The organism is Arthrobacter sp. FX8 (genome assembly GCF_026723805.1).
Taxonomy (GTDB): domain Bacteria; phylum Actinomycetota; class Actinomycetes; order Actinomycetales; family Micrococcaceae; genus Arthrobacter.
Map to the genome: position 1 here is coordinate 202,708 of NZ_CP113505.1, position 20,452 is coordinate 223,159.

At 66.2% G+C, this 20,452-nt stretch carries 18 protein-coding genes and 2 pseudogenes; 17 read left to right on the forward strand and 3 right to left on the reverse strand.

Annotated features, from left to right (window positions below; translation table 11 throughout):
• Positions 1 to 5: 5 nt before the first annotated feature.
• The 9 genes and pseudogenes from OUO20_RS00890 (at position 6) to OUO20_RS00930 (ending at position 9,019) form a co-directional block, all read left to right on the forward strand.
• Positions 6 to 782: an SDR family NAD(P)-dependent oxidoreductase gene (locus OUO20_RS00890; RefSeq protein ID WP_018769575.1), complete on the forward strand. Its 777-nt coding sequence runs from the start codon at positions 6 to 8 to the stop codon at positions 780 to 782.
• Between the two features lie 115 nt (positions 783 to 897).
• A complete protein-coding gene (locus tag OUO20_RS00895; RefSeq protein ID WP_018769576.1) occupies positions 898 to 1,587 on the forward strand; it encodes a GntR family transcriptional regulator in 690 nt (229 codons plus the stop codon).
• Positions 1,588 to 1,719: 132 nt separating this feature from the next.
• A complete protein-coding gene (locus tag OUO20_RS00900) occupies positions 1,720 to 2,718 on the forward strand; it encodes a sugar phosphate isomerase/epimerase family protein (RefSeq protein WP_018769577.1) in 999 nt (332 codons plus the stop codon).
• A gap of 46 nt (positions 2,719 to 2,764) precedes the next feature.
• Positions 2,765 to 4,484 (forward strand): annotated as a pseudogene (gene dhaL, locus OUO20_RS00905) (dihydroxyacetone kinase subunit DhaL).
• Between the two features lie 10 nt (positions 4,485 to 4,494).
• A pseudogene (locus tag OUO20_RS00910) lies at positions 4,495 to 4,988 on the forward strand (ribose-5-phosphate isomerase).
• Entirely contained in the window at positions 4,985 to 5,938 is a 954-nt protein-coding gene (locus tag OUO20_RS00915; protein ID WP_056389088.1) for a 3-hydroxyacyl-CoA dehydrogenase family protein, read from the forward strand. The pseudogene OUO20_RS00910 and the gene OUO20_RS00915 overlap by 4 nt, the downstream one beginning before the upstream one ends.
• Positions 5,939 to 5,955: 17 nt before the next feature.
• The gene (locus OUO20_RS00920; protein WP_018769581.1) at positions 5,956 to 6,723 is read left to right on the forward strand and encodes an SDR family NAD(P)-dependent oxidoreductase; all 768 of its coding nucleotides are present in this window, start codon (positions 5,956 to 5,958) and stop codon (positions 6,721 to 6,723) included.
• A gap of 101 nt (positions 6,724 to 6,824) precedes the next feature.
• Positions 6,825 to 8,171, forward strand: a complete 1,347-nt coding sequence (locus tag OUO20_RS00925) for an MFS transporter (RefSeq protein WP_018769582.1) — start codon at positions 6,825 to 6,827, stop codon at positions 8,169 to 8,171.
• A 29-nt stretch (positions 8,172 to 8,200) separates the two neighbouring features.
• The gene (locus OUO20_RS00930; RefSeq protein ID WP_134165628.1) at positions 8,201 to 9,019 is read left to right on the forward strand and encodes a triose-phosphate isomerase family protein; all 819 of its coding nucleotides are present in this window, start codon (positions 8,201 to 8,203) and stop codon (positions 9,017 to 9,019) included.
• Here OUO20_RS00930 and OUO20_RS00935 read toward each other — a convergent pair.
• Positions 8,977 to 9,459, reverse strand: a complete 483-nt coding sequence (locus tag OUO20_RS00935; protein ID WP_018769584.1) for an SRPBCC family protein — start codon at positions 9,457 to 9,459, stop codon at positions 8,977 to 8,979. The two genes, OUO20_RS00930 and OUO20_RS00935, sit on opposite strands and share 43 nt — an antisense overlap.
• Positions 9,459 to 9,818, reverse strand: coding sequence for an ArsR/SmtB family transcription factor (locus tag OUO20_RS00940; protein ID WP_056389079.1), 360 nt, complete (start codon positions 9,816 to 9,818; stop codon positions 9,459 to 9,461). Before OUO20_RS00940 ends, OUO20_RS00935 begins: the two co-directional genes overlap by 1 nt.
• Before the next feature lie 382 nt (positions 9,819 to 10,200).
• Here OUO20_RS00940 and iolC point away from each other — a divergent pair, with 382 nt between their 5' ends.
• The 7 genes from iolC to OUO20_RS00975 are packed head-to-tail and all read left to right on the forward strand — an operon-like array spanning position 10,201 to position 18,550.
• Positions 10,201 to 11,205, forward strand: coding sequence for a 5-dehydro-2-deoxygluconokinase (gene iolC / locus OUO20_RS00945; protein ID WP_268002635.1), 1,005 nt, complete (start codon positions 10,201 to 10,203; stop codon positions 11,203 to 11,205).
• A complete protein-coding gene (locus OUO20_RS00950) occupies positions 11,202 to 12,137 on the forward strand; it encodes a Cgl0159 family (beta/alpha)8-fold protein (RefSeq protein WP_268002637.1) in 936 nt (311 codons plus the stop codon). Before iolC ends, OUO20_RS00950 begins: the two co-directional genes overlap by 4 nt.
• A 31-nt stretch (positions 12,138 to 12,168) precedes the next feature.
• Complete coding sequence (iolD, locus tag OUO20_RS00955; RefSeq protein ID WP_268003350.1) at positions 12,169 to 14,097, forward strand: 3D-(3,5/4)-trihydroxycyclohexane-1,2-dione acylhydrolase (decyclizing); 1,929 nt, start codon at positions 12,169 to 12,171, stop codon at positions 14,095 to 14,097.
• Between the two features lie 38 nt (positions 14,098 to 14,135).
• Positions 14,136 to 15,662 (forward strand): CoA-acylating methylmalonate-semialdehyde dehydrogenase, encoded by a 1,527-nt coding sequence (locus OUO20_RS00960; RefSeq protein ID WP_268002639.1) that lies wholly within the window; start codon positions 14,136 to 14,138, stop codon positions 15,660 to 15,662.
• A gap of 22 nt (positions 15,663 to 15,684) precedes the next feature.
• Positions 15,685 to 16,596 carry a sugar phosphate isomerase/epimerase family protein gene (locus tag OUO20_RS00965; protein WP_223993925.1) on the forward strand — a complete coding sequence of 304 codons (912 nt, stop codon included), beginning with the start codon at positions 15,685 to 15,687 and terminating at the stop codon, positions 16,594 to 16,596.
• A 32-nt stretch (positions 16,597 to 16,628) separates the two neighbouring features.
• Positions 16,629 to 17,642 carry a Gfo/Idh/MocA family protein gene (locus tag OUO20_RS00970; protein WP_018769591.1) on the forward strand — a complete coding sequence of 338 codons (1,014 nt, stop codon included), beginning with the start codon at positions 16,629 to 16,631 and terminating at the stop codon, positions 17,640 to 17,642.
• 32 nt (positions 17,643 to 17,674) lie between these two features.
• On the forward strand, positions 17,675 to 18,550 hold the full coding sequence (locus OUO20_RS00975; RefSeq protein WP_268003351.1) for an MFS transporter: 876 nt from the start codon (positions 17,675 to 17,677) through the stop codon (positions 18,548 to 18,550).
• A gap of 65 nt (positions 18,551 to 18,615) precedes the next feature.
• Here OUO20_RS00975 and OUO20_RS00980 read toward each other — a convergent pair whose 3' ends face one another.
• Positions 18,616 to 19,065 carry a MarR family winged helix-turn-helix transcriptional regulator gene (locus OUO20_RS00980; protein ID WP_134165624.1) on the reverse strand — a complete coding sequence of 150 codons (450 nt, stop codon included), beginning with the start codon at positions 19,063 to 19,065 and terminating at the stop codon, positions 18,616 to 18,618.
• Positions 19,066 to 19,237: 172 nt separating this feature from the next.
• Between OUO20_RS00980 and OUO20_RS00985 the strand changes: the two genes are divergently transcribed.
• Positions 19,238 to 20,440, forward strand: a complete 1,203-nt coding sequence (locus OUO20_RS00985; RefSeq protein ID WP_018769594.1) for an MFS transporter — start codon at positions 19,238 to 19,240, stop codon at positions 20,438 to 20,440.
• Positions 20,441 to 20,452: the final 12 nt, after the last annotated feature.

A 20,452-nucleotide genomic window follows, 5' to 3' on the forward strand; every position in this document is an offset into this window, starting at 1 on the left:
CATCAATGACTACACAGCACACCTTCCCCGCAGAGCGCACCGCTGTCCTCACCGGGGCAGCATCTGCCCGCGGCATTGGCCGGGCAACCGCTGACCGGCTGGCCAGCGAGGGCTGGTCCATCGCCATCCTGGACATCAATGCCGAAGACGCGAAGGCCGCGGCTGCCGAAATCGGCTCCAGCCGTGCCGTCAAGGCCATCGGCGTGGGCGCCGACGTCTCCGACGAGGCATCGGTTGACCGCGCCATCACGGAAATTGAGGAGGCGCTTCCGCCCATCGTCGGACTGGTCAACCTGGCCGGAATCAGCTCACCCACCCCCTTCATGGAGACCACGGTGGCGGAATGGGACAAGGTCTTCGCCATCAACATGCGCGGCACCTTCCTTGTTTCCCAGCGGGTCCTCAGGGGCATGATCGAGCGCGAACTCGGGAGGATCGTCAGCATCTCCTCCATCTCGGCCCAGCGTGGCGGCGGCACCTACTCCAAGGTGGCCTACAGCGCCTCGAAAGCCGGCATCCTCGGTTTCACCCGTGCGCTGGCCCGTGAAGTGGGTGAACACAACATCACCGTGAACGCCATCGCCCCCGGTCCGATCGACACTGACATCATGGGCGGAACGTTGACGGACGAGCGCAAGGCCCAGATGTCCGAGGGCATCATGATGGGCCGGGTGGGAACCCGGGAGGAAGTGGCGGCGCTGATCGCATTCCTGCTCAGCGAGGACGCCGGCTACATTACTGCCGCCACCTACGACATCAACGGCGGCCTGCAGGTTTCCTGACCACCGGTTTCCGCTGGTGCAGTGCTGCCTGCCGGCCGTACGGCACCAGCGGGACGTGTCCGGGGACACCCCATCCCACGCGCTCCCGCACATTTTCCGGCTATAGGATTTCTACATGGCAACCAAGAACCAGGCCTCCGGCGGCGTGAGCAGGCAGGTCCTCGCCGACCACGTTTACGAAGCGCTTCTTGTTGCCCTGATGGACGGCCGGCTGGAGGCGGGAACCCCGGTCAGCATCGACGGGATGGCCAGGGAGCTGGACGTTTCCCCGACGCCGGTGCGCGAAGCGCTCGCCCGGCTGGAAGCGACCGGGATGGTGCGGAGGATGGCCCTGCGCGGCTACCGTGTGGCGCCGCTGTTCTCCCCGGAAGAACTGGCCGACCTGATGGACGCCCGCCTGGTGATCGAACCGGCCAATGCCTTCATGGCCTGCAAGCATGCTGACCCGGAACTGACCGGGCAGCTGGAGCAGGCCATCGAGGACCTCAAGGCAGCCCCGCGCGGTCCATCCTTCACGGAGTTCCGCGCCTACTGGGAAGCCGATGAACGGTTCCACCGGCTCATCGCCGAGTCCGCTGACAACCAGTTCCTGCTGTCCGCATACAACGCCCTGGGCGGGCAGGTGCAGCGCTTCCGCTTCTTTGGCGGCCTGGGCGTGACCGATGCCGACTACGCCATTGCCGAGCACACCGAGATCCTCAAAGCCTTCGAGACCGGCGACGCCGATCTTGCCCGGCAGAAAATGATCGACCACATCGAAGGCGTCAAGCAGCGCTCGCAGCACGACAGCGAAGTGCGCAGCTAGCACGCACGCCCATGGGCCCAAGATGGCCCGACTTTTTCACCAACCTCCGCCCGGGAGGAACAGAGAGGCCCTTGACAGGGTCTCGAATAGCGTAGATCCTATAGGAAATGCGATCCTAAATTTGGAGTGACAATGCCGTACACCGCTGAAAACTGGCCCATCGCTGCTGCCCTGCTGCAGTTCCCGGGAACAAGGCCGGACGGGACCACCGCCCAGGAGGCCCCCGCCAGCGACTGGCAGCAGGTCTTTGAAGAAGTCGCAGACGCCGGCTTCAGCAACGCCGACCTCACCGACAGCTGGGTGCGCCCGGGCGATCTCTCAAGCGCCCGTCTGGACGAACTGAAGGCCGCGGCCAGTGCCGCCGGCCTCGGGCTTCCCTCCATCTCCGCCATCCGCCGCAGCGTGATTGAGGAAGGCAAGTGGGAGGAAAACCTGGCCTACACCCACCGGACCATCGACGCCGCTGCGCAGCTCGGTTGCGAGGTCGTCTCCATCGGCCTGCACCAGGCCATCACCCCGGAGCAGCAGAAACAGCTCTGGTTCTGGACCGTTGAAGGCCACAAGGACCCGGTAGCGGACAAGGAAACCTGGAACAACGCCGTCACCCGCATCCGGGAGGTCGGCAAGCACGCCGCTGAACTCGGCCTCCTGGTGTCCCTGGAGATGTACGAGGACACGTACCTCGGCACTGCTGACTCCTCCGTGCAGCTCGTCCAGGACGTCGACCTGCCCAACGTTGGACTGAACCCCGACCTGGGCAACCTGATCCGCCTGCACCGCCCCATCGAAGACTGGCGCGAACTGGTGCACAAGACGCTGCCCTACTCCAACTACTGGCACGTCAAGAACTACATCCGCGACGAGGACCAGGCCCGGAACCACTACGTCGCCATGCCGGCGCCCATGGAATCCGGCCTCATCAGCTACCGCGAGGCCTTCCAGTTCGCCATCTCGGTGGGCTTCCAGGGCATCATCTGCACCGAGCACTACGGCGGCGACGGCCTGAGCGTCACCGCCGCCAACCAGGACTACCTGCGCCGCCAGGTCCTGCCCAAGCGCGATGGCTACACCCTGGGCACCAGCATGGTAGCGCAGGGCCGGCAGGCCCCGGCGGCTGTCCCCGCACGCTAAGCCACGGCAGGCTTCCCAACCGATCCAACCGGTTCAACGAGGAATCATGACAAAGATATTTGACGATCCAGCGCAGTTCGCAGACGACGCCCTCGACGGTTTCGTGGCCGCCAACCGCAAGTATGTGGCGCGAGTCGACGGCGGCGTTGTCCGTTCCACCGAAACACCAGAGGGCCAGGTGGCAGTGGTCATTGGCGGCGGTTCCGGCCATTACCCCGCCTTCGCCGGCCTGGTGGGGGCAGGGCTCGCCGCCGGAAGCGCCTGCGGCAACATGTTCGCTTCCCCTCCGCCGGGCAGGTGTACCGCGTGGCCAAGGCATCCCAGACCGGCGGCGGCGTCCTCCTGAGCTACGGCAACTACGCCGGCGATGTGCTCCACTTCGGCCAGGCCCAGGAGAAGCTGAACGCTGAGGGCATCGAAACCCGCACCGTCCTGGTGACTGACGACATCGCCAGCGCGCCCCTCGAGGAGATCGGCAAGCGCCGCGGCATCGCCGGCGACCTGACGGTCTTCAAGGTTGCCGGCGCGGCGGCAGAGGCCGGGCTGGACCTGGATGAGGTGGAGCGGCTTGCCATCAAGGCCAACCACCACACCCGTTCGCTGGGCGTGGCGTTCGCCGGCTGCACCCTCCCCGGAGCATCCGAGCCCCTCTTCACCGTGCCGGAAGGCATGATGTCCGTGGGACTGGGCATTCACGGCGAACCGGGGATTTCAGACCTGCCCCTGCCCAGTGCCAGTGAACTGGCCAAGCTGCTGGTGGACGGGCTTTTGAAGGACAAGCCGGAAACCGCAGGCCACCGGGTAGTGCCCATCCTCAACGGACTGGGAACAGTCAAGTACGACGAACTCTTCCTGTTGTTCGGCAAGATCGAGGCCCTGCTCACCGCTGCCGGACTCGAGATCGTTGAGCCGGAGTGCGGTGAACTGGTGACCAGCCTGGACATGTCCGGCCTGTCATTGACGCTGTTCTGGCTGGATGCGGAACTGGAGAAGTTCTGGGCCGCGCCGGCTGACACCCCCGCCTTCCGCAAGGGCAACCTGGCCCCGCGCCGGGCCCGGGCCGTCGAGTCCCTGGCCGAGGCGGCCACGATGCCGGGGCTGGCCGCCACGCCGGCGTCCACCGCGCTGGCTGCCACGGCGGTGGGAGTGTTGAAGGAAGCCCGGTCCGTCGTCGTCGAACACGAGGAGGCACTCGGGAAGCTGGATGCCATCGCCGGGGACGGCGACCACGGCATCGGAATGCGCCGCGGAGTGGATGCTGCCGTTGCCGCCGCGGAGAAGTCCCATGCCGGCGGTGCCGGCCTGGAGGAAGTGCTCGCGGCGGCGGGGAGCAGTGGGCCGAGCGTGCCGGCGGTACCTCCGGGGCCCTTTGGGGCGCGGCGGTCACCGCCGTAGGCAGGACCCTGGGCAGCAAGGACGCCTACACCGCGGCCGACGCAGCGGCGGCCGTCAATGCCCTCCGCGACGCCATTGTCACCTTGGGCAAGGCCGAGGCGGGAGACAAGACCATGGTGGACGCGCTCCTTCCGTTCGCCGAGACCTTCACCAAAGCAATTGACGACGGCGGCAGCCTGGCCGGCAGCCTTCGTGCGGCAGCGGAGGCCGCCGCCGAGGCCGCTGACGCGACTGCCGGACTCAGCCCCAGGAAAGGCCGGGCGCGCCCGTTGGCCGAGAAGAGCCTGGGCCACCCGGATCCCGGCGCCGTTTCGTTCGGCCTCATTGCCCGCAGGGTGGCCGAGTACGCCGCCACCATCGAAAGCCACTAAGGAGAATCGCATGACCGAACACACCCAGCAAGGCTGGCGCATCGTCGTCGGCAATGACGAAGCCGGCGTCGAATACAAGAACGCGCTGCGCGAGATGCTGGAGGCAGACCCCGGGTCGCCTCGGTGGAGGACGTGGGCGTGGGCGCCGACGACGCTACTGCCTATCCGCACCTTGCCGTCGCCGCAGCCCGCAAGGTCGCAGCCGGAGAGGCGGACCGTGCCCTGCTGATCTGCGGAACCGGCCTCGGCGTGGCCATCTCGGCCAACAAGGTTCCCGGCATCCGGGCCGTCACCGCACACGACAGCTACTCCGTGGAGCGTTCCGTGCTGTCCAACAATGCCCAGGTGCTGACCATGGGCCAGCGCGTCATCGGCCTGGAACTGGCCAAGAAACTTGTGGGCGAGTGGCTTGACCACCGCTTCGATGAAAACTCCGCATCCGCGGCCAAAGTAGACGCAATCTCCTCCTACGAGGACGCGTCGGAAGGACTTGAAGACAAATGAGCAACCGCAACATCGCCGTCGTCGGCTCAGGCTATATGGGCGGCGGGATCGCCCAGGTCCTGGCACTCGCAGGAGCCCGCGTGGCACTCGCCGACGTCTCCGCTGAAATCGCGCAAAGCAACTACGAGCGGCTCCTGAAGGAGTCCGACGAGTTCGTCGCCGCCGGCCTGTTCCCGGACAACGCCACCGACCTGCTCAAGGAAAACCTCTGGGCAGCCAAGGACATCGAAGAAGCCGTGGCCGGCGCCGAGTACATCGAGGAGGCAGTGCCGGAAATCCTGGAGATCAAGCACGCCACCCTGGGCAGGATCAGCGCCGCCGCCCGCCCCGAGGCCATCATTGGTTCCAACACCTCCACCATTTCCATCGCCAAGCTGGCCGAGGTGGTGGACAACCCGGAGCGCTTCCTGGGCGTCCACTTCTCCAACCCGGCACCATTCATTCCCGGCGTGGAAGTCATCCCGCACGAGGGCACCTCCGAGGCCACCATCCAGGCGGCCCGCACCATCGTGGGGGAGACCGGCAAGGAAACAGCCACCGTCAAGGACGTGACCGGCTTCGTGCTCAACCGGCTCCAGTACGCCCTGTTCCACGAGGCAGCCCAAGTGGTGGAGGAAGGCATCGCCACCGCGGAGGACGTGGACACCCTGGTGCGCACCACCTTCGGCTTCCGGCTGCCGTTCTTCGGGCCGTTTGCGATCGCCGACATGGCGGGCCTGGACGTATATGCGTTCTGCTACAAGTCCCTCCAGACCGGGTTCCCGGAGCGGTTCGCCACCCCCAAGATCCTGCAGGAAAAGGTCGACGCCGGCCAGCTGGGCACCAAGACCGGTTCCGGCTTCCTTGACGTCCCCGCAGACCGGACCGCAGCCCTGGTTGCCTACCGGAACAAGGCGTACGTCGCCATGCAGAAGCTCATCGAAGAGCTGGGCCCTGCCCCGCTTTCCTGATCCGAAGGAACACCTCCATGACAGCATTTCCCACAGACCGCACGGTGATCGTTACCGGCGCTGTCTCCGAACGCGGCATCGGCCGGGCCACCGCAGACTACCTGGCAGAGCGCGGCTGGAACATCGGCGTGATCGACATCGATGACGCCGCCACCAAGGCCGTGGCCAAGGAGCTGGCCGAAAAGTACGGAATCAAGGCCCACGGAGCAGGCGCAGACGTCAGCAACGAAGCGTCGGTCCGGGCGGCCATCGACGAGATCGAGGCCGAACTTCCGCAGCTGGTGGCCCTGGCCAACATCGCGGGCGTCAGCTCCCCGGTGCCGTACCTGGAACTGGACGCCGCCGAATGGGACCGGGTACTCAGCATCAACTTGAACGGCGTCCACTACGCCACCCGCCGTGCCGCCGAATCGATGGTCAAGAACCAGCTGGGCCGGATTGTGAACATTTCCTCCGTCTCCGCCCAGCGCGGTGGCGGAACCTTCAGCAAGACCCCGTACTCCGTGGCCAAGGCCGGCGTCATCGGCCTGACCCGCGCCACCGCCCGTGAACTGGGGGAGTACGACATCACTGTCAACGCCATCTCGCCCGGGCCGATCGACACCGACATCATGGGCGGCACCCTGAGCGAGGAACGCAAGGACGAGCTGGTCAAGGACCTGGTGGTGAACCGCGTGGGCAACACGCGCGACATCGCTGCCGCCATCCATTTCCTGATTGGCGAGGACGCCGGGTATATCTCCGGCCAGACGCTGAACGTCGACGGCGGACTGTACATGCACTGACGGCCTCCGTTTCCCTTCGCATCACGAAGACCGGAGCCACCACCAACATGCGGGCCGCCGGCCCGCGGAAACCACCACGTCACCACTCGAAGGAGAGTGTTGTGTCCGAAACCACCGCAACATCCAAGGAACTTCTGGCCCGTCCGGTCCTGAAGTCCGCGATCTTCAAGGCGGCCCGCCGGCTCATGCCGATGCTGGTCATCCTGTACGTCGTTTCGTTCCTGGACCGCACCAACGTCGGCTTTGCCGAGGCGGCCCTCGGGGCGGACAAAGGAGTGTCCGCCGCAGCCTTCGCCCTGGGCGCCGGCATCTTCTTCATTGGCTACGCGATCTTCGAGATCCCCAGCAACCTGCTGCTCAAGAAGGTCGGCGCCAAGATCTGGCTGGCGCGCATCGCCATCACCTGGGGCATCGTTTCGGCGTGCTTCGCCTTCGTCCAGGGCGAGACCTCGTTCGTGATCCTGCGTTTCCTCCTCGGCGTGACCGAGGCCGGCCTGTTCCCCGGCGTGATCATGTACCTGGCCGAATGGTTCCCCAACAAGGTGCGCGTCCAGATGTTCGCCATCTTCTACCTGGCCCAGCCGTTCTCCCAGATGATCGGCAACCCCCTCTCCGGCTGGCTGATCAACATCGGCGACCAGGTGCCGGGCCTGCGCGGCTGGCAGGTCATGTTCTTCGTCGAGGGCCTGCTCGCAGTCCTGGCCGGCATCGCCGCCTTCTTCTTCCTGATCAACGGTCCTGAAAAGGCCAAGTTCCTCAGCCGGGAGGAGAAGTACGCGCTCAAAGAAGTCATGGCACTGGAAGACAACATCAAGGACCAGACCGGCCCCCGCGGCATCCTCGCCGCCATGCGCAACGGCCGGGTCTGGTACTTCACCGCCATCTACTTCTGCCTGCAGATCGCCGTCTACGGCGTGACGTTCTTCCTGCCGCAGCAGGTGTCGTCCCTGACCGGGCAGAAAGTGGGCCTCGCCGTCGGCCTGCTGATCGCGGTCCCGTGGTTCTTCGGCATCTTCTCCTGCTACTTCATCGGCCGGGCGGCTAACACCGTTGCCAAGCGGCGGAAGTTCGGCACCATCCTGTTTCTCTCCACCGGCCTGTGCATCTTCGGCTCGGCCTGGGCGGGAACCAACCACCAGCCGGTCCTGGGCATGATCTTCATAACCCTGGCAGTCTGCAGCTTCCTCGCCGTCGGTCCGGTGGTCTGGTCCTACCCAACCGCGTTCCTCGCCGGATCCGCAGCAGCTGCCGGCATCGGCCTGATCAACTCGCTGGGCAACCTGGGCGGCTTTGTGGCCCCGATCCTGCGGACCGCCGTCAACGAGGCCACGCACTCGCCCACCGGATCCATGGGTGTGTACGCCCTGGGCGTCCTGCCCTTCGTGGCCGCCGCAATGATGTACGCCACCAAGCGGTTCAAGAACAAGGCCGACGACCTGCTCGACTGAGCCCGTCACAACACACCGCAAGGAACTTCATGCGCACCTCCGGCAGCAGCACAGGCAACGGCACCGTCCACATCGGCGTCAGCACCAAAATGTACCTGGGTTACCAGGCAAGCCTGCGCTGGCTGTCGGAGGTGCGCTCCGTTGTGGACGAAAGGCCCGGGCTGGGTGCGCATTCCGCCAAGGACGCACCGGTCCGGGTCTTCGTCATCCCTTCCTTCCCCGTCCTGGAGCCGGCCACACGGATCCTGGCCGGCTCACCCGTCCTGCTCGGCGCCCAGAACTGCGCCTGGGGGGACGGGCCCCTCACCGGGGAAGTCAGCCCCGGCATGCTGGCCGAACTGGGCGTCCAGCTCGTCGAGATCGGCCACGCGGAACGCCGCAGCCTGTTCGCCGAGGACGACGCCGTGGTGGCACGCAAGGTGCGTGCCGCCGTCGACAGTTCCCTTACCCCGCTGCTTTGCATCGGTGAGCCGGACAGGCTCGACGCCGGTGCTGCCGCCGACTTTTGCGTGCGGCAGGTCCACGCCGCTACTGGCGGTGACGCCAGCCTCCTAAGCTGCCTGGTCCTGGCCTATGAACCCGTATGGGCTATCGGTGCTCCTGCACCCGCCCCGCCGCAGCACATCAACTCCGTGTTGACCCTGCTCCGGGCCGCACTGGGCCCGGACTGCCCCCTGATTTATGGCGGCAGTGCCGGGCCAGGGCTGCTGCCGCAGCTTCCCGCAGCGGACGGACTCTTCCTGGGCCGTTTTGCGCACGACGCCGCCAACCTTGGCCGCGTGCTGGACGAAGCCCTCGCCCTGGCTCAGACCCGCGCCCCGGCCAGCAATTCCTCCAGCCGCTCGTAGCCCTCGCTCAGGCCGCCCTCCATCCCGGACTGGGCCATGCCGTCGCGCGCCTCCTGGCTTGGGTAGACGGAGTGGCCCCGCAACCGGGTCCTTCCGTTGCCCAGGTCCTCAAACGTCATGAAGTCCAGGCTGACCACATCCGGGTATCCGCCGAACTCAAAGGTCTGGATGGCGAATTCGTTGTCCCGGACGGTGTGGAAGATGCCCTTGAACTCGTAGGCCACACCGTCCGGTCCTGTGTGCAGGTAGCGGTAGCTGCCGCCGGTGCGGAAATCGTAGTGGTCGATCTCCATTTTCAAGCCCCGCGGGCCCAGCCACTGGACAATCAGGTCCGGTTCTTTGTGGGCGCGGAACACGTCCGCCACCGGGAAATCAAACTCGCGCTCGTAATCGATGAAGGGGACGCCCTCAGGAACGCTGAGTTTCAGGGAATTGCTCATCATGACTCCTTGGAGGATTTTTCGCCGCTGTCCGCAGCGTTTGACCTAAGAACGGCGTCGAGGCTGCGGAACTGGCCTTCGCGGACCAACCGGTACCGGTCAATCCAGGCGGTCAGCTCCTCGAGCCGCGCCGGGTTCAGGTGGACGGGCCTGCGCTGTGCATCCCTGCTTCGGGTCACCAGCGCGGCCTGCTCGAGTACCTGGATGTGTTTCGAGACCGCCTGCTTGGAGATCTCGAACGGTTCTGCCAATTCGTTCACTGTTGCCGGGCCCCGGCTGAGCCGGGCGATGATGCTTCTCCGCACGGGATCTGCCAGGGCCATGAAGGCCGAGTCCAATGCCGCACTTTCAGGGTTCATTGCCTGCCCGTTTCTAATCAACCTCCAGGTTTATCAACCTTTAGGTTGTTTAAGCATAAGAGTCCCAGGGTGACGATTCAAGACCCGGGTCTTCAGGGATTCCGGTTACGTGGAAAACAGTGCCCGGTGGCTGGTCCTTCGACTTCGGCTGCGCGCAGTACGCACGGGAGAGTTGGCCGTCGCTAAAAAGTAGTTCCGGCACCCGAAATATTGGGACCGCGGCGCCCGGCAGCTTCAGTTGTAAGTATGTCAGTACAAACCTTTGACAGGACATTGGATCTAAGGCAAAGTAGTGCCTGTGGCCCACGCCACGGCCTGCCAGTCCCGGAACTCCTGCCCCTCGAAGGATCCGCGTTCCACACCAGAAAGGTCCACGATTCCCGTGACCCACGAGCTTCTTACGATCGGGCGCATCAGCGTTGATATCTACCCGAACGACATCGGGGTTGGCCTGGAGGACGTTGATTCCTTCGGCAAATACCTTGGCGGTTCACCGTCCAACGTCGCGGTTGCCGCCGCCCGCCACGGACGCCGCACCGGGGTCATTACCCGGACCGGGGATGATCCGTTCGGCGCCTACCTGCACCGCGAACTGCAAAAGTTCAACGTCGATGACGCCTTTGTTACCCCGGTGAAGGATTGGCCCACGGCGGTGACCTTCTGCGCGATCAAGCCGGCCACGGACGAGTTCCCGCTGTACTTCTACGGCCGGTTCCCCACGGCGCCGGACCTGCAGATCAAGGCTGAAGAGCTGGACCTGGACGCCATCCGTGAGGCCGGGATCTTTTGGTCCACGGTGACCGGCCTGTGCCAGGAGCCCTCGCGATCAGCGCACATTGCCGCGCATGAGGCGCGGCCGCGGACCGGGCTGGCTGAGGGCCAGTTCACCATCCTGGACCTGGATTACCGGCCGATGTTCTGGGCTTCCGAGGAGGAGGCCCGGGCCGAGGTTGCCAAGGTCCTGCCGCACGTCACGGTCGCGATCGGCAACGACAAGGAATGTGCCGTGGCAGTCGGCGAGGGGACTCCCGATGAGCAGGCGGACCGCCTGCTCGCTGCCGGCGTGGAAATCGCCGTCGTCAAGCTTGGCGCGGAAGGCGTGATGGCCAAGACCCGCACCGAACGCGTGGTCTCCGCGCCCGTCCCGGTGGAAACCCTCAACGGCTTGGGTGCCGGCGACTCCTTTGGCGGCGCCTTCTGCCACGGACTCCTCTCCGGCTGGCCGCTGGCACAGGTCCTGGACTACGCCAACGCCGCCGGCGCCATCGTCGCCTCACGCCTTTCCTGCGCCGACGCCATGCCGACGCCGGAGGAGGTCACCTCGCTGCTGGCCGAACGCGGCCGCGCGGTTCCGGGCGCCTCGATTCCCGAAGGAGCAGCACTGTGACCCTCACCTCTCTTGCTTCCAACAACGCTGTGGACGACGATCCGCGCCGCTATGAGCACCTGAGCACTATACGGCTGGAAGACCCTGGTGCCGTGGCCCGGGCGGCCAAGTCCCGCCGGCGCCACCCCGGCCTGAAGTCGGGGCGGCAGAACTTCATCGTCGCCGCCGACCACCCCGCCCGCGGCGCCCTTGCCGTCGGCAGCGACCCCGTGGCCATGGCTGACCGGCGTCAGCTGCTGGACCGGCTGCAGATCGCCCTGGCCAACCCCGCCGTCGACGGTGTCCTGGCGTCCCCGGACATCATGGACGACCTGCTGCTGCTGGGCGCCCTGGACGGCAAGCTGGTCTTCGGTTCCATGAACCGCGGCGGCCTCTCCGGGCTGGTCAACGAGTTCGATGACCGCTTCACCGGCCACACCGCCGCCGCTCTGGAGGCCCTGGGTGCTGACGGCGGCAAGATGCTCACCCGCATCTGCCTGGGCGACCCCGACACCGTGGCCACCCTGGAAGCGACCGCGAAGGCCATCGATTCGCTGGCGGAGCGCAAGCTGATTGCCATGGTGGAACCGTTCCTGTCGGTCCGGGAAAACGGCCGCGTCCGCAACGATCTGTCCACCAACGCCGTGATCAAGTCCATCGCCATCGCAGAGGGGCTGGGCTCCACCAGCGCCTACACCTGGATGAAGCTTCCCGTCGTGGCGGAGATGGAACGCGTCATGGCCGCCACCACCATGCCCACCGTCCTGCTGGGCGGAGACCCGGATGGGTCCCAGGACGAGGTCTTTGCGTCCTGGCAGGCGGCACTGGCGCTCCCGGGCGTCCAGGGCCTCACTGTTGGCCGGACGCTCCTGTACCCGGCCGACGGCGATGTTGCCGGTGCCGTGGCCACGGCCGCCTCACTGCTGAACCACACCACGGAAGTATCGGAGTAGCCTCCCCATGGACACAACAGGAACGCGCAGGATGACGGTGGCCCAGGCCGTCGTCGAATACCTGTCCAAGCAATACACCGTCGACAAGGTGGGCGGTGTGGACTACCGGGAGCGGCTCATCCCCGGCACGTTCGGTATCTTCGGGCACGGTAACGTTGCCGGTGTGGGGCAGGCCCTGAAGCAGTACCAGCAGCTGGACCCGGCCATCATGCCGTACTACCAGGGCCGGAACGAACAGGCCCAGGCGCACCAGGCCGTGGGGTATGCCCGGCATACCCGCCGCCGCCAGACCTTCGCCATCAGCACCTCGATCGGCCCGGGGTCCTCCAACCTGCTGACCGGTGCCGCTTTGGCCACGACGAACCGGCTGCCGGTGCTGCTGCTGCCCAGCGACACGTTCGCCACCCGCGCGGCAGACCCCGTGCTGCAGCAGCTCGAACAGCCCTACGCCTACGACATCACCGTTAATGACGCCTTCCGGCCACTGTCCAAGTTCTTCGACCGCGTCACCCGCCCGGAACAGCTGTTCTCCGCGTTCCACCACGGCCTGCGTGTCCTGACGGATCCGGCGGAGACCGGCGCCGTAACCATCTCGCTGCCTCAGGATGTCCAGGCCGAGGCGTTCGATGTCCCCGAGGAGTTCCTGGCCGAGCGGGAGTGGCGGATCCGCCGCCCCGACGCGGACGACGACGACATCGCCCGTGCCGCCGCGGCCATCCGTGCCGCGAAGCGCCCGCTGATCATCGCCGGCGGCGGCGTCCTCTACGCCTACGCCAACGACGAGCTCGCAAAGCTCGCCCAGCTGACGGGCATCCCGGTAGGCAACACCCAGGCCGGCGTCGGCGTCCTGCCGTGGGACCACCAGTTCAGCCTGGGTGCCATCGGCTCCACCGGTACGACGGCGGCCAACGCCATCGCTGCCGACGCCGACCTGATCATCGGCATCGGCACCCGCTACGAGGACTTCACCACCGCGTCACGCACAGCGTTCCAGAACCCGGACGTGCGCTTCATCAACATCAACGTTGCCCCGATCGACGCCTACAAGCACGGCACCACGCTGCCGATCGTCGCCGACGCCCGCAAGGCACTCGTCAAGCTCAACGCAGCACTGGGCGGCTACCGGGTAGGCGCCGACCTGGAGCAGAAGGTCGCCGCCGAGAAAAAGCGCTGGAACGCCACTGTGGACGAGGCCTTTGACACCCGCTACACCCCGCTGCCGGCACAGAACGAAATCATCGGCGCCGCCAACCGGGCCATGGACGCTGCGGATGTGGTGATTTGCGCGGCCGGGTCCCTGCCCGGGGACCTGCACAAGATGTGGCGTGTCCGGGACCCGTTCGGCTACCACGTCGAATATGCCTACTCCTGCATGGGCTACGAAATCCCCGGAGGCCTCGGGGTCAAGCGCGCAGCCCTGGCCGAAGCCGCGCGCGGCGGCGAGCAGCGGGACGTCGTGGTGATGGTGGGGGATGGCTCCTACCTGATGATGCACACCGAACTGGTCACCGCCGTCGCCGAACGCATCAAACTGATCGTGGTCCTGATCCAGAACCATGGATACGCCTCCATCGGCTCCCTGTCCGAATCCCTGGGCTCGCAGCGCTTCGGCACCCGCTACCGGGCCCTGGACGAAGAACAGCACAGCTTCGACGAAGGGGACACCCTGCCGGTGGACCTTGCCCTGAACGCCGAGTCCCTGGGCGTGAAGGTCATCCGGATCGAACCCGGCGAGAAAGTCATCGCCGAACTGGAACAGGCCATCCGCGACGCCAAGGCCGCCCCCGAGGGCAGCGGGCCCATCCTCATCCATGTCGAGTCCGACCCGCTCCTGGACGCACCATCCTCCGAGTCCTGGTGGGACGTCCCCGTCTCCCAGGTCTCCGAACTGGATTCCACCAAGCAGGCCTTCCATACCTACGTCGACCACAAGTCCCGCCAGCGCAAACTGCTCGGCTAACCCTCCTCCAGACACCACCCCCTCAAGGAAGAGTCCCCATGACTGCCACCACCCAGACCACCGATACCCAGACCACCGTGATCAACCACTTCATCAACGGCGCCGAAACCGCCGGCGCTGGCGACCGCACCACCCCCGTGTACAACCCGGCCACTGGGGCCGTGACCGGCGAGCTGCGCCTGGCCAACCGCGCCGACCTTGACGCCGCCGTCGCCGCCGCCCGGAAGGCTGCCGACAGCTGGGGTGACATCTCCCTGGCCAAGCGCACCGCCGTCTTGTTCAAGTTCCGCGAACTCGTCGCCGCCCACGTGGACGACCTCGCTGAACTAATCACGACCGAGCACGGCAAGGTCCTCTCCGACGCCAAGGGCGAAATCGGCCGCGGCCTGGAAGTCATCGAGTACGCCTGCGGCATCCCCACCCTGCTCAAGGGCGACTACTCGGACCAGGTCTCCACCGGTATCGACGTGTTCAACTTCCGCGAGCCCCTCGGCGTGGTCGCCGGCATCACCCCGTTCAACTTCCCGGTCATGGTGCCGCTGTGGATGGCCCCGATGGCGATCGCCACCGGCAACGCCTTCATCCTCAAGCCCTCCGAGCGCGACCCCTCCGCGTCCCTGCTGCTGGCCAAGCTCTGGAAGGAAGCCGGCCTGCCCGACGGCGTGTTCCAGGTCCTGCACGGCGACAAGGAAACCGTCGACGGGCTCCTGACCCACCCGGACGTGGACGGCATCTCCTTCGTCGGGTCCACCCCGATCGCGCAGTACGTCCACGAAACCGCCACCAAACACGGCAAGCGCGTCCAGGCCCTGGGCGGGGCGAAGAACCACGCCATCATCCTGCCCGACGCCGACCTGGACAACGCCGCCGACCACCTCGCTGCCGCCGCCTTCGGCTCCGCCGGCGAACGCTGCATGGCGATCTCCGTCGCCGTCGCCGTCGGGGACGCCGCCGACCTGCTGGTCAAGAAAGTCGAAGAACGCGCCCTGGCCGTGAAGGTCAACAACGGCACCGCCCCCGACGCCGAAATGGGCCCGGTCATCACCCCGGCCTCCAAGGAACGCATCGTACGGATCGTCACCGAAGCCGAGGCCGCCGGCGCCGCCATGGTGGTGGACGGCCGCGACCTGGTGGTCCCGGGCCACGAAGACGGCTTCTGGGTGGGGCCTACCGTGATCGACCACGTCAAGACCGAAATGACGGCTTACACGGAAGAGATCTTCGGACCCGTCCTCGTCGTGGTCCGCGTCGACACCCTCGAAGACGGCATCAAGCTGATCAACGCCAACCCCTACGGCAACGGCACCGCCATCTTCACCTCCTCCGGCGCCGCCGCCCGCAAGTTCCAGCGCTCCGTCACCGTCGGCATGATCGGCATCAACGTGCCCCTCCCGGTCCCCGTGGCCTACCACTCCTTCGGCGGCTGGAAAGCATCCCTCTTCGGCGACAAACACATCTACGGCCCCGAAGGCGTCTCCTTCTACACCCGCGGCAAAGTCGTCACCTCCCGCTGGCCCGAAACCCACCACGCCTCCGAAGCCTCCTACAACTTCCCGTCCAACTAACACCCAGAGAGACAACGCTGTCATGACTGAGAACAAGCTGATCATCGGCACGGCGCCGGACTCCTGGGGCGTCTGGTTTGCGGACGATCCGAAGCAGACCCCGTGGGAACGCTTCCTCGACGAAGTGGCCGAGTCCGGCTACAAGTGGATCGAACTTGGCCCGTACGGCTACCTTCCCACCGACCCGGCCCGCCTGGCGGAGGAACTCAAGCAGCGCGACCTGAAAGTCACAGCCGGCACCGTGTTCACCGCCTTCCACCGCGGCGTGGACCAGTGGGAGACCGCCTGGGAGCCGGCCCGCAAGGTCGCCGAACTCACCGCGGCAATGGGCGGCGGGCACATCGTGGTCATTCCGGCCATGTGGCGCGACGACGTCACCGGCGAGGCCGTGGAAAGCGGCACGCTAAGCGACAAGGCCTGGAGCGACCTGTTCGCCGGCCACAACCGCCTGGGCAAGACCCTGCTGGAGGACTTCGGCCTGAAGCAGCAGTTCCACTCCCACGCTGACTCCCACGTTGGCGCGCAGGAGGACATCGAAACGCTGCTGGGAGCTACCGATCCGCAGTACCTGAACCTCTGCCTGGACACCGGCCACGCGGAATACTGCGGCGCCTCCAGCCTGGAGCTCATCAAGAACTACCCTGACCGCATCGGCTACCTGCATTTGAAGCAGATCAATCCGGACATCCTCAGGCGAGTCAACGAGGAAAACATGACATGGGCCGCGGCCAACCTCGCCGGCGTCATGACCGAACCGCCGAGCGGGCTGCCCGACCTCCGCGCCGTCATCGAGGCCGTGGAAGCCCTGAACCGCCCCATCTTCGGGATCGTGGAACAGGACATGTACCCGGTGGCCTTCGACGTCCCGATGCCGATCGCCAAGCGCACCCGCAACTACCTGCTGACCTGCGGCTCCCGCACCGCCGTCAACTGACCTCTTCCTGCTAACGCCAAAAGGACCAAACAATGACTGAAACCCTCCGCGTCGCCGTCATCGGCGCCGGCCGCATGGGCGCCGACCACATCCAGCGCCTCAACAAGCGGATCCATGGCGCCGAAGTGGCCGCCGTCGTCGACGTCGACCTCGCCCGCGCCGAGGCCGCCGTCGAAGACATCCCCGGCGCAGTCGCCCTGGCCGACGCTGACGAAGCCCTCAACAACGGCGACGTCAACGCCGTTCTCATCGCCACCCCGGGCTTCCTGCATCAGGACATCCTGCTCAAGGCCATCGCCAGGGACATTCCGATCCTCTGCGAAAAGCCGCTGACCCCGGACGCCGAATCCTCCTGGAAGATTGTCGAAGCCGAAGTGGCGCTGGGCCACCAGCGCATCCAGGTGGGCTTCATGCGCCGCTTCGACGCCGAATACGCAGCGCTCCGCTCCATCATCCGCAACCATGAGCTGGGCGAACTGCTGATGCTGCACCACCAGCACCGCAACCCCAACACCCCTGAGGGCTTCACCAACGAGATGCTCATCAATGACTCCGTGGTCCACGAATTCGACGCCATCCGGTTCTTCACCGGCGAGGAAATCACCAGCATCCAGGTCCGGCTGGGCAAGCCCACCCGCAATGCTCCCAACGGCCAGCACGACCCCCAGCACGTCCTGATCGAGACCGAGTCCGGCGTCCTGGCGGACGTCGAGATCTACGTCAACGCCAAATTCGGTTACGAGGTGGCCACCCAGGCCTCCTTCGAGGACGGCATCGTCAGCATCGGCGGCGACAAGGGTCCCTACACCCGCAGTTCCGGCCGCTGGGGCGGCAGCGTCACCCCAGGCTTCGAAGAGCGTTTCGGCGCCGCGTACGACGTCGAAATCCAGTCATGGGTGGACGCTGCACTGAGGGGCGAAATCGGTGGCCCCTCCGCCTGGGACGGGTACGCCACCGCGGCATGCTGCGAGGCAGGCGTCGAGGCGCAGAAGAACGGCGAAAAGGTCGCCGTGAAGCTGGCTGCGAAGCCCGACCTCTACAAGTAGGACAGGAGAAGGGGACGGAGGGGAAAACGACCATACAGCAGCCCGGCAACCACCAGCGCGCCCTGCGGACCGCCACGATCATCTCCACCTTTGGCGGCCTGCTGTTTGGCTACGACACCGGCGTAATCAACGGCGCGCTGCCCTATATGCAGCAGGATCTGGGCCTCACCCCGCTGACCGAGGGCCTGGTGACCTCGTCCCTGTTGTTCGGCGCCGCGTTTGGCGCCCTGTTCGGCGGCCGCCTGGCAGACCGCAACGGCAGGCGCGGGATGATCATGGTCCTGGCAGTCGTCTTCCTGCTGGGCACCCTGGGCTGCACCTTCGCGCCGAACACCGAAGTGTTAATCGCCGCGCGGTTTATCCTGGGGCTTGCCGTGGGCGGGGCATCCGTTACCGTTCCGGTCTACCTGGCCGAGATATCGCCGCGCGACCGGCGCGGCCGGATCGTCACCCAGAACGAACTCATGATCGTCACCGGGCAGTTGCTGGCCTTCATTTTCAACGCCTACCTGGGCAACTCCTTCGGCGAATCGCACGGCATCTGGCGCTGGATGCTGGTCATCGCCACCCTGCCGGCCATCGCGCTGTGGATCGGGATGAACGTCATGCCCGAGAGTCCACGCTGGCTGGCCTCCACCCCGTTGAAGATCCGTGGGCTGGGCATGGGCGCGTCGGCCTTCCTGCTGTGGATCGTGAACTTCCTGATCGGCTTCGGCTTCCCGCAGCTGCTTGCGGCCATCGGGATCTCCAGCACGTTCTTCGTGTTCGCCGTGCTGGGTGTTGGCGCCATCGCCTTTGCCGCCAAATACGTGCCCGAGACCAAGGACAAAAGCCTGGAGGACCTGGAGCACTACTTAAAGAATGTGGCCGGCAGCAAGGCCGGGGCCGCCGCGGCGAAGGTTCCCTGACCGGACCAGCGCCCCGCTGCTCCTTGCAAAGCCCCTATGAGGATCCTCAAAGGGGCTCTGCTGTCCTATGCGCGCGCATGCAGCCCGGGCAGTGCGTCAACCAGCGGTGCGAGTTCCGGCATGGCCATCGCGCGGCCGAGGGCCCGCTCAAGCGTGGCATCGTGGACGGGCCGTGCTTCCTCAAGGAGGCTCAGGCCGGTGGGCGTCAGTTCCGTATAAATTCCACGGCGGTCGTCGTCGCACAGGATCCTGGTCAGGAGGCCGCGGTCCTCAAGCCGGTTCACCAGCCGGGTGGTGGCGCTGGGGCTGAGCGCCGTGGCACGCGCCAACTGCTGCATCCGCATGTGCCAGCCGTCCTGCCGGCTGAGGGCGTCCAGCACTGTGTACTCCACCACGGAGAGCTTCGACTCTGCCTGGAGGGAGCGCTCCAGCTCGCCTTCGATCAGCCCATGCAGGGCCGCCAGGGTGCGCCAGCCCTGGGCGCGGACCTCGACGGCGTCGTCCTTGATGCCCATGGTTGCTCCTTTACGAATTGGCCCGGCGGGAGAGCCCTCCGGCAGCCGCGGGTAGAGATAGTTGCTTGCGCGGCATATTTGCATGTGCAACAATAAATACCGCGCCTGCAACTATCTTAGGCGCCTTCCACTTCACGGAACAACCACACGTACAGCTCAAAGGAGCATTCGCATGCCTGTTGGCCTGATAGCACTCGCCCTGGGCGGGTTTGGCATAGGACTCACGGAATTCGTCATCGCCGGCCTCCTCCCGCAGGTGGCAACCGACTTTGGCGTCACCGAAGCGGAGGCCGGCTGGTTCATCTCCGGCTACGCACTCTCCGTGGTGGTGGGCGCGCTGGGCCTGACGGCAGCCGTGACGCGATTCCAGCGCAAGCCCGTACTGGCCGCACTGCTGGTCCTGTTCATTGCCGGAAACCTGCTTTCCGCCACTGCTGACGGTTACTGGCCAATGATGCTGGGCCGCGTTGTTGCCGCCCTCTCGCACGGCGCCTTCTTTGGCATCGGAGCAGTGGTGGCGGCCGGCATGGTCCCGCCCAGCAAGAAGGCAGGCGCCATCGCGCTCATGTTCACGGGACTGACCGCGGCCAACGTCCTTGGCGTGCCGTTCGGGACGTTGCTGGGCCAGGCGGCCGGCTGGCGTGCCACCTTCTGGGCCATCACGGTCATTGGCGTGGCTGCGCTCGCCGGCATCCTGGCCCTGGTTCCCAAGCCGGCCCGTGAAGCGGGGCAGGCGGGAAGCCTCCGCTCCGAGCTTCGGGCCTTCCGCTCCGGCCAGGTGTGGCTTTCCATCCTTGTGACCATCCTCGGCTTCGGCGGCATGTTCGGCGCGTTCACCTACATTGCGTACACCCTCACCGAGGTGTCCGGATTTGCGGCCTCCACCGTGCCATGGCTGCTCATTGTCTTCGGGGCGGGCCTCTTCGCCGGGAACACCCTTGGCGGCAAAGCCGCAGACCGCAACGTGGACCGGACGCTCCTGGTGGTGCTCGCCGCGCTGGCCGTGGTCATGGTGGTGTTCGCTCTGACGGCCGCCAGCCCTGTCCTGACGGTCATGTCGCTGGTCCTGATGGGCGGCTTCGGCTTCGCCACCGTGCCGGGCCTGCAAATGCGCGTGATGAAGTATGCCTCCGGGGCTCCCACCCTGGCCTCCGGCGCCAATATCGGTGCCTTCAATGTGGGCAACGCCCTGGGTGCCTGGCTGGGAGGGGTCACCATCACCGCAGGCCTCGGCTACACCTCACCCATCTGGGCGGGCGCCGTGATCACCGTTGCCGGCCTGGCCGTCATGGCGTTCGCCGCCGCCGCGGCCAAGCGGGAACGGCAGCTTGAAGGCCAGGTGCCGGTGCCTGTCGAGGAGCTGGCCAGCCGCTAGGCGGCGGGGTTC

Bases quoted from the DNA above. Each gene is read 5' to 3' on its own strand.
- OUO20_RS00890 (WP_018769575.1), top strand. From the start codon at position 6: ATGACTACACAGCACACCTTCCCCGCAGAGCGCACCGCTGTCCTCACC.
- OUO20_RS00895 (WP_018769576.1), top strand. From the start codon at position 898: ATGGCAACCAAGAACCAGGCCTCCGGCGGCGTGAGCAGGCAGGTCCTC.
- OUO20_RS00900 (WP_018769577.1), top strand. From the start codon at position 1,720: ATGCCGTACACCGCTGAAAACTGGCCCATCGCTGCTGCCCTGCTGCAG.
- OUO20_RS00915 (WP_056389088.1), top strand. From the start codon at position 4,985: ATGAGCAACCGCAACATCGCCGTCGTCGGCTCAGGCTATATGGGCGGC.
- OUO20_RS00920 (WP_018769581.1), top strand. From the start codon at position 5,956: ATGACAGCATTTCCCACAGACCGCACGGTGATCGTTACCGGCGCTGTC.
- OUO20_RS00930 (WP_134165628.1), top strand. From the start codon at position 8,201: ATGCGCACCTCCGGCAGCAGCACAGGCAACGGCACCGTCCACATCGGC.
- OUO20_RS00935 (WP_018769584.1), bottom strand. From the start codon at position 9,459: ATGAGCAATTCCCTGAAACTCAGCGTTCCTGAGGGCGTCCCCTTCATC.
- OUO20_RS00940 (WP_056389079.1), bottom strand. From the start codon at position 9,818: ATGAACCCTGAAAGTGCGGCATTGGACTCGGCCTTCATGGCCCTGGCA.
- iolD (WP_268003350.1), top strand. From the start codon at position 12,169: ATGACGGTGGCCCAGGCCGTCGTCGAATACCTGTCCAAGCAATACACC.
- OUO20_RS00960 (WP_268002639.1), top strand. From the start codon at position 14,136: ATGACTGCCACCACCCAGACCACCGATACCCAGACCACCGTGATCAAC.
- OUO20_RS00965 (WP_223993925.1), top strand. From the start codon at position 15,685: ATGACTGAGAACAAGCTGATCATCGGCACGGCGCCGGACTCCTGGGGC.
- OUO20_RS00970 (WP_018769591.1), top strand. From the start codon at position 16,629: ATGACTGAAACCCTCCGCGTCGCCGTCATCGGCGCCGGCCGCATGGGC.
- OUO20_RS00980 (WP_134165624.1), bottom strand. From the start codon at position 19,065: ATGGGCATCAAGGACGACGCCGTCGAGGTCCGCGCCCAGGGCTGGCGC.
- OUO20_RS00985 (WP_018769594.1), top strand. From the start codon at position 19,238: ATGCCTGTTGGCCTGATAGCACTCGCCCTGGGCGGGTTTGGCATAGGA.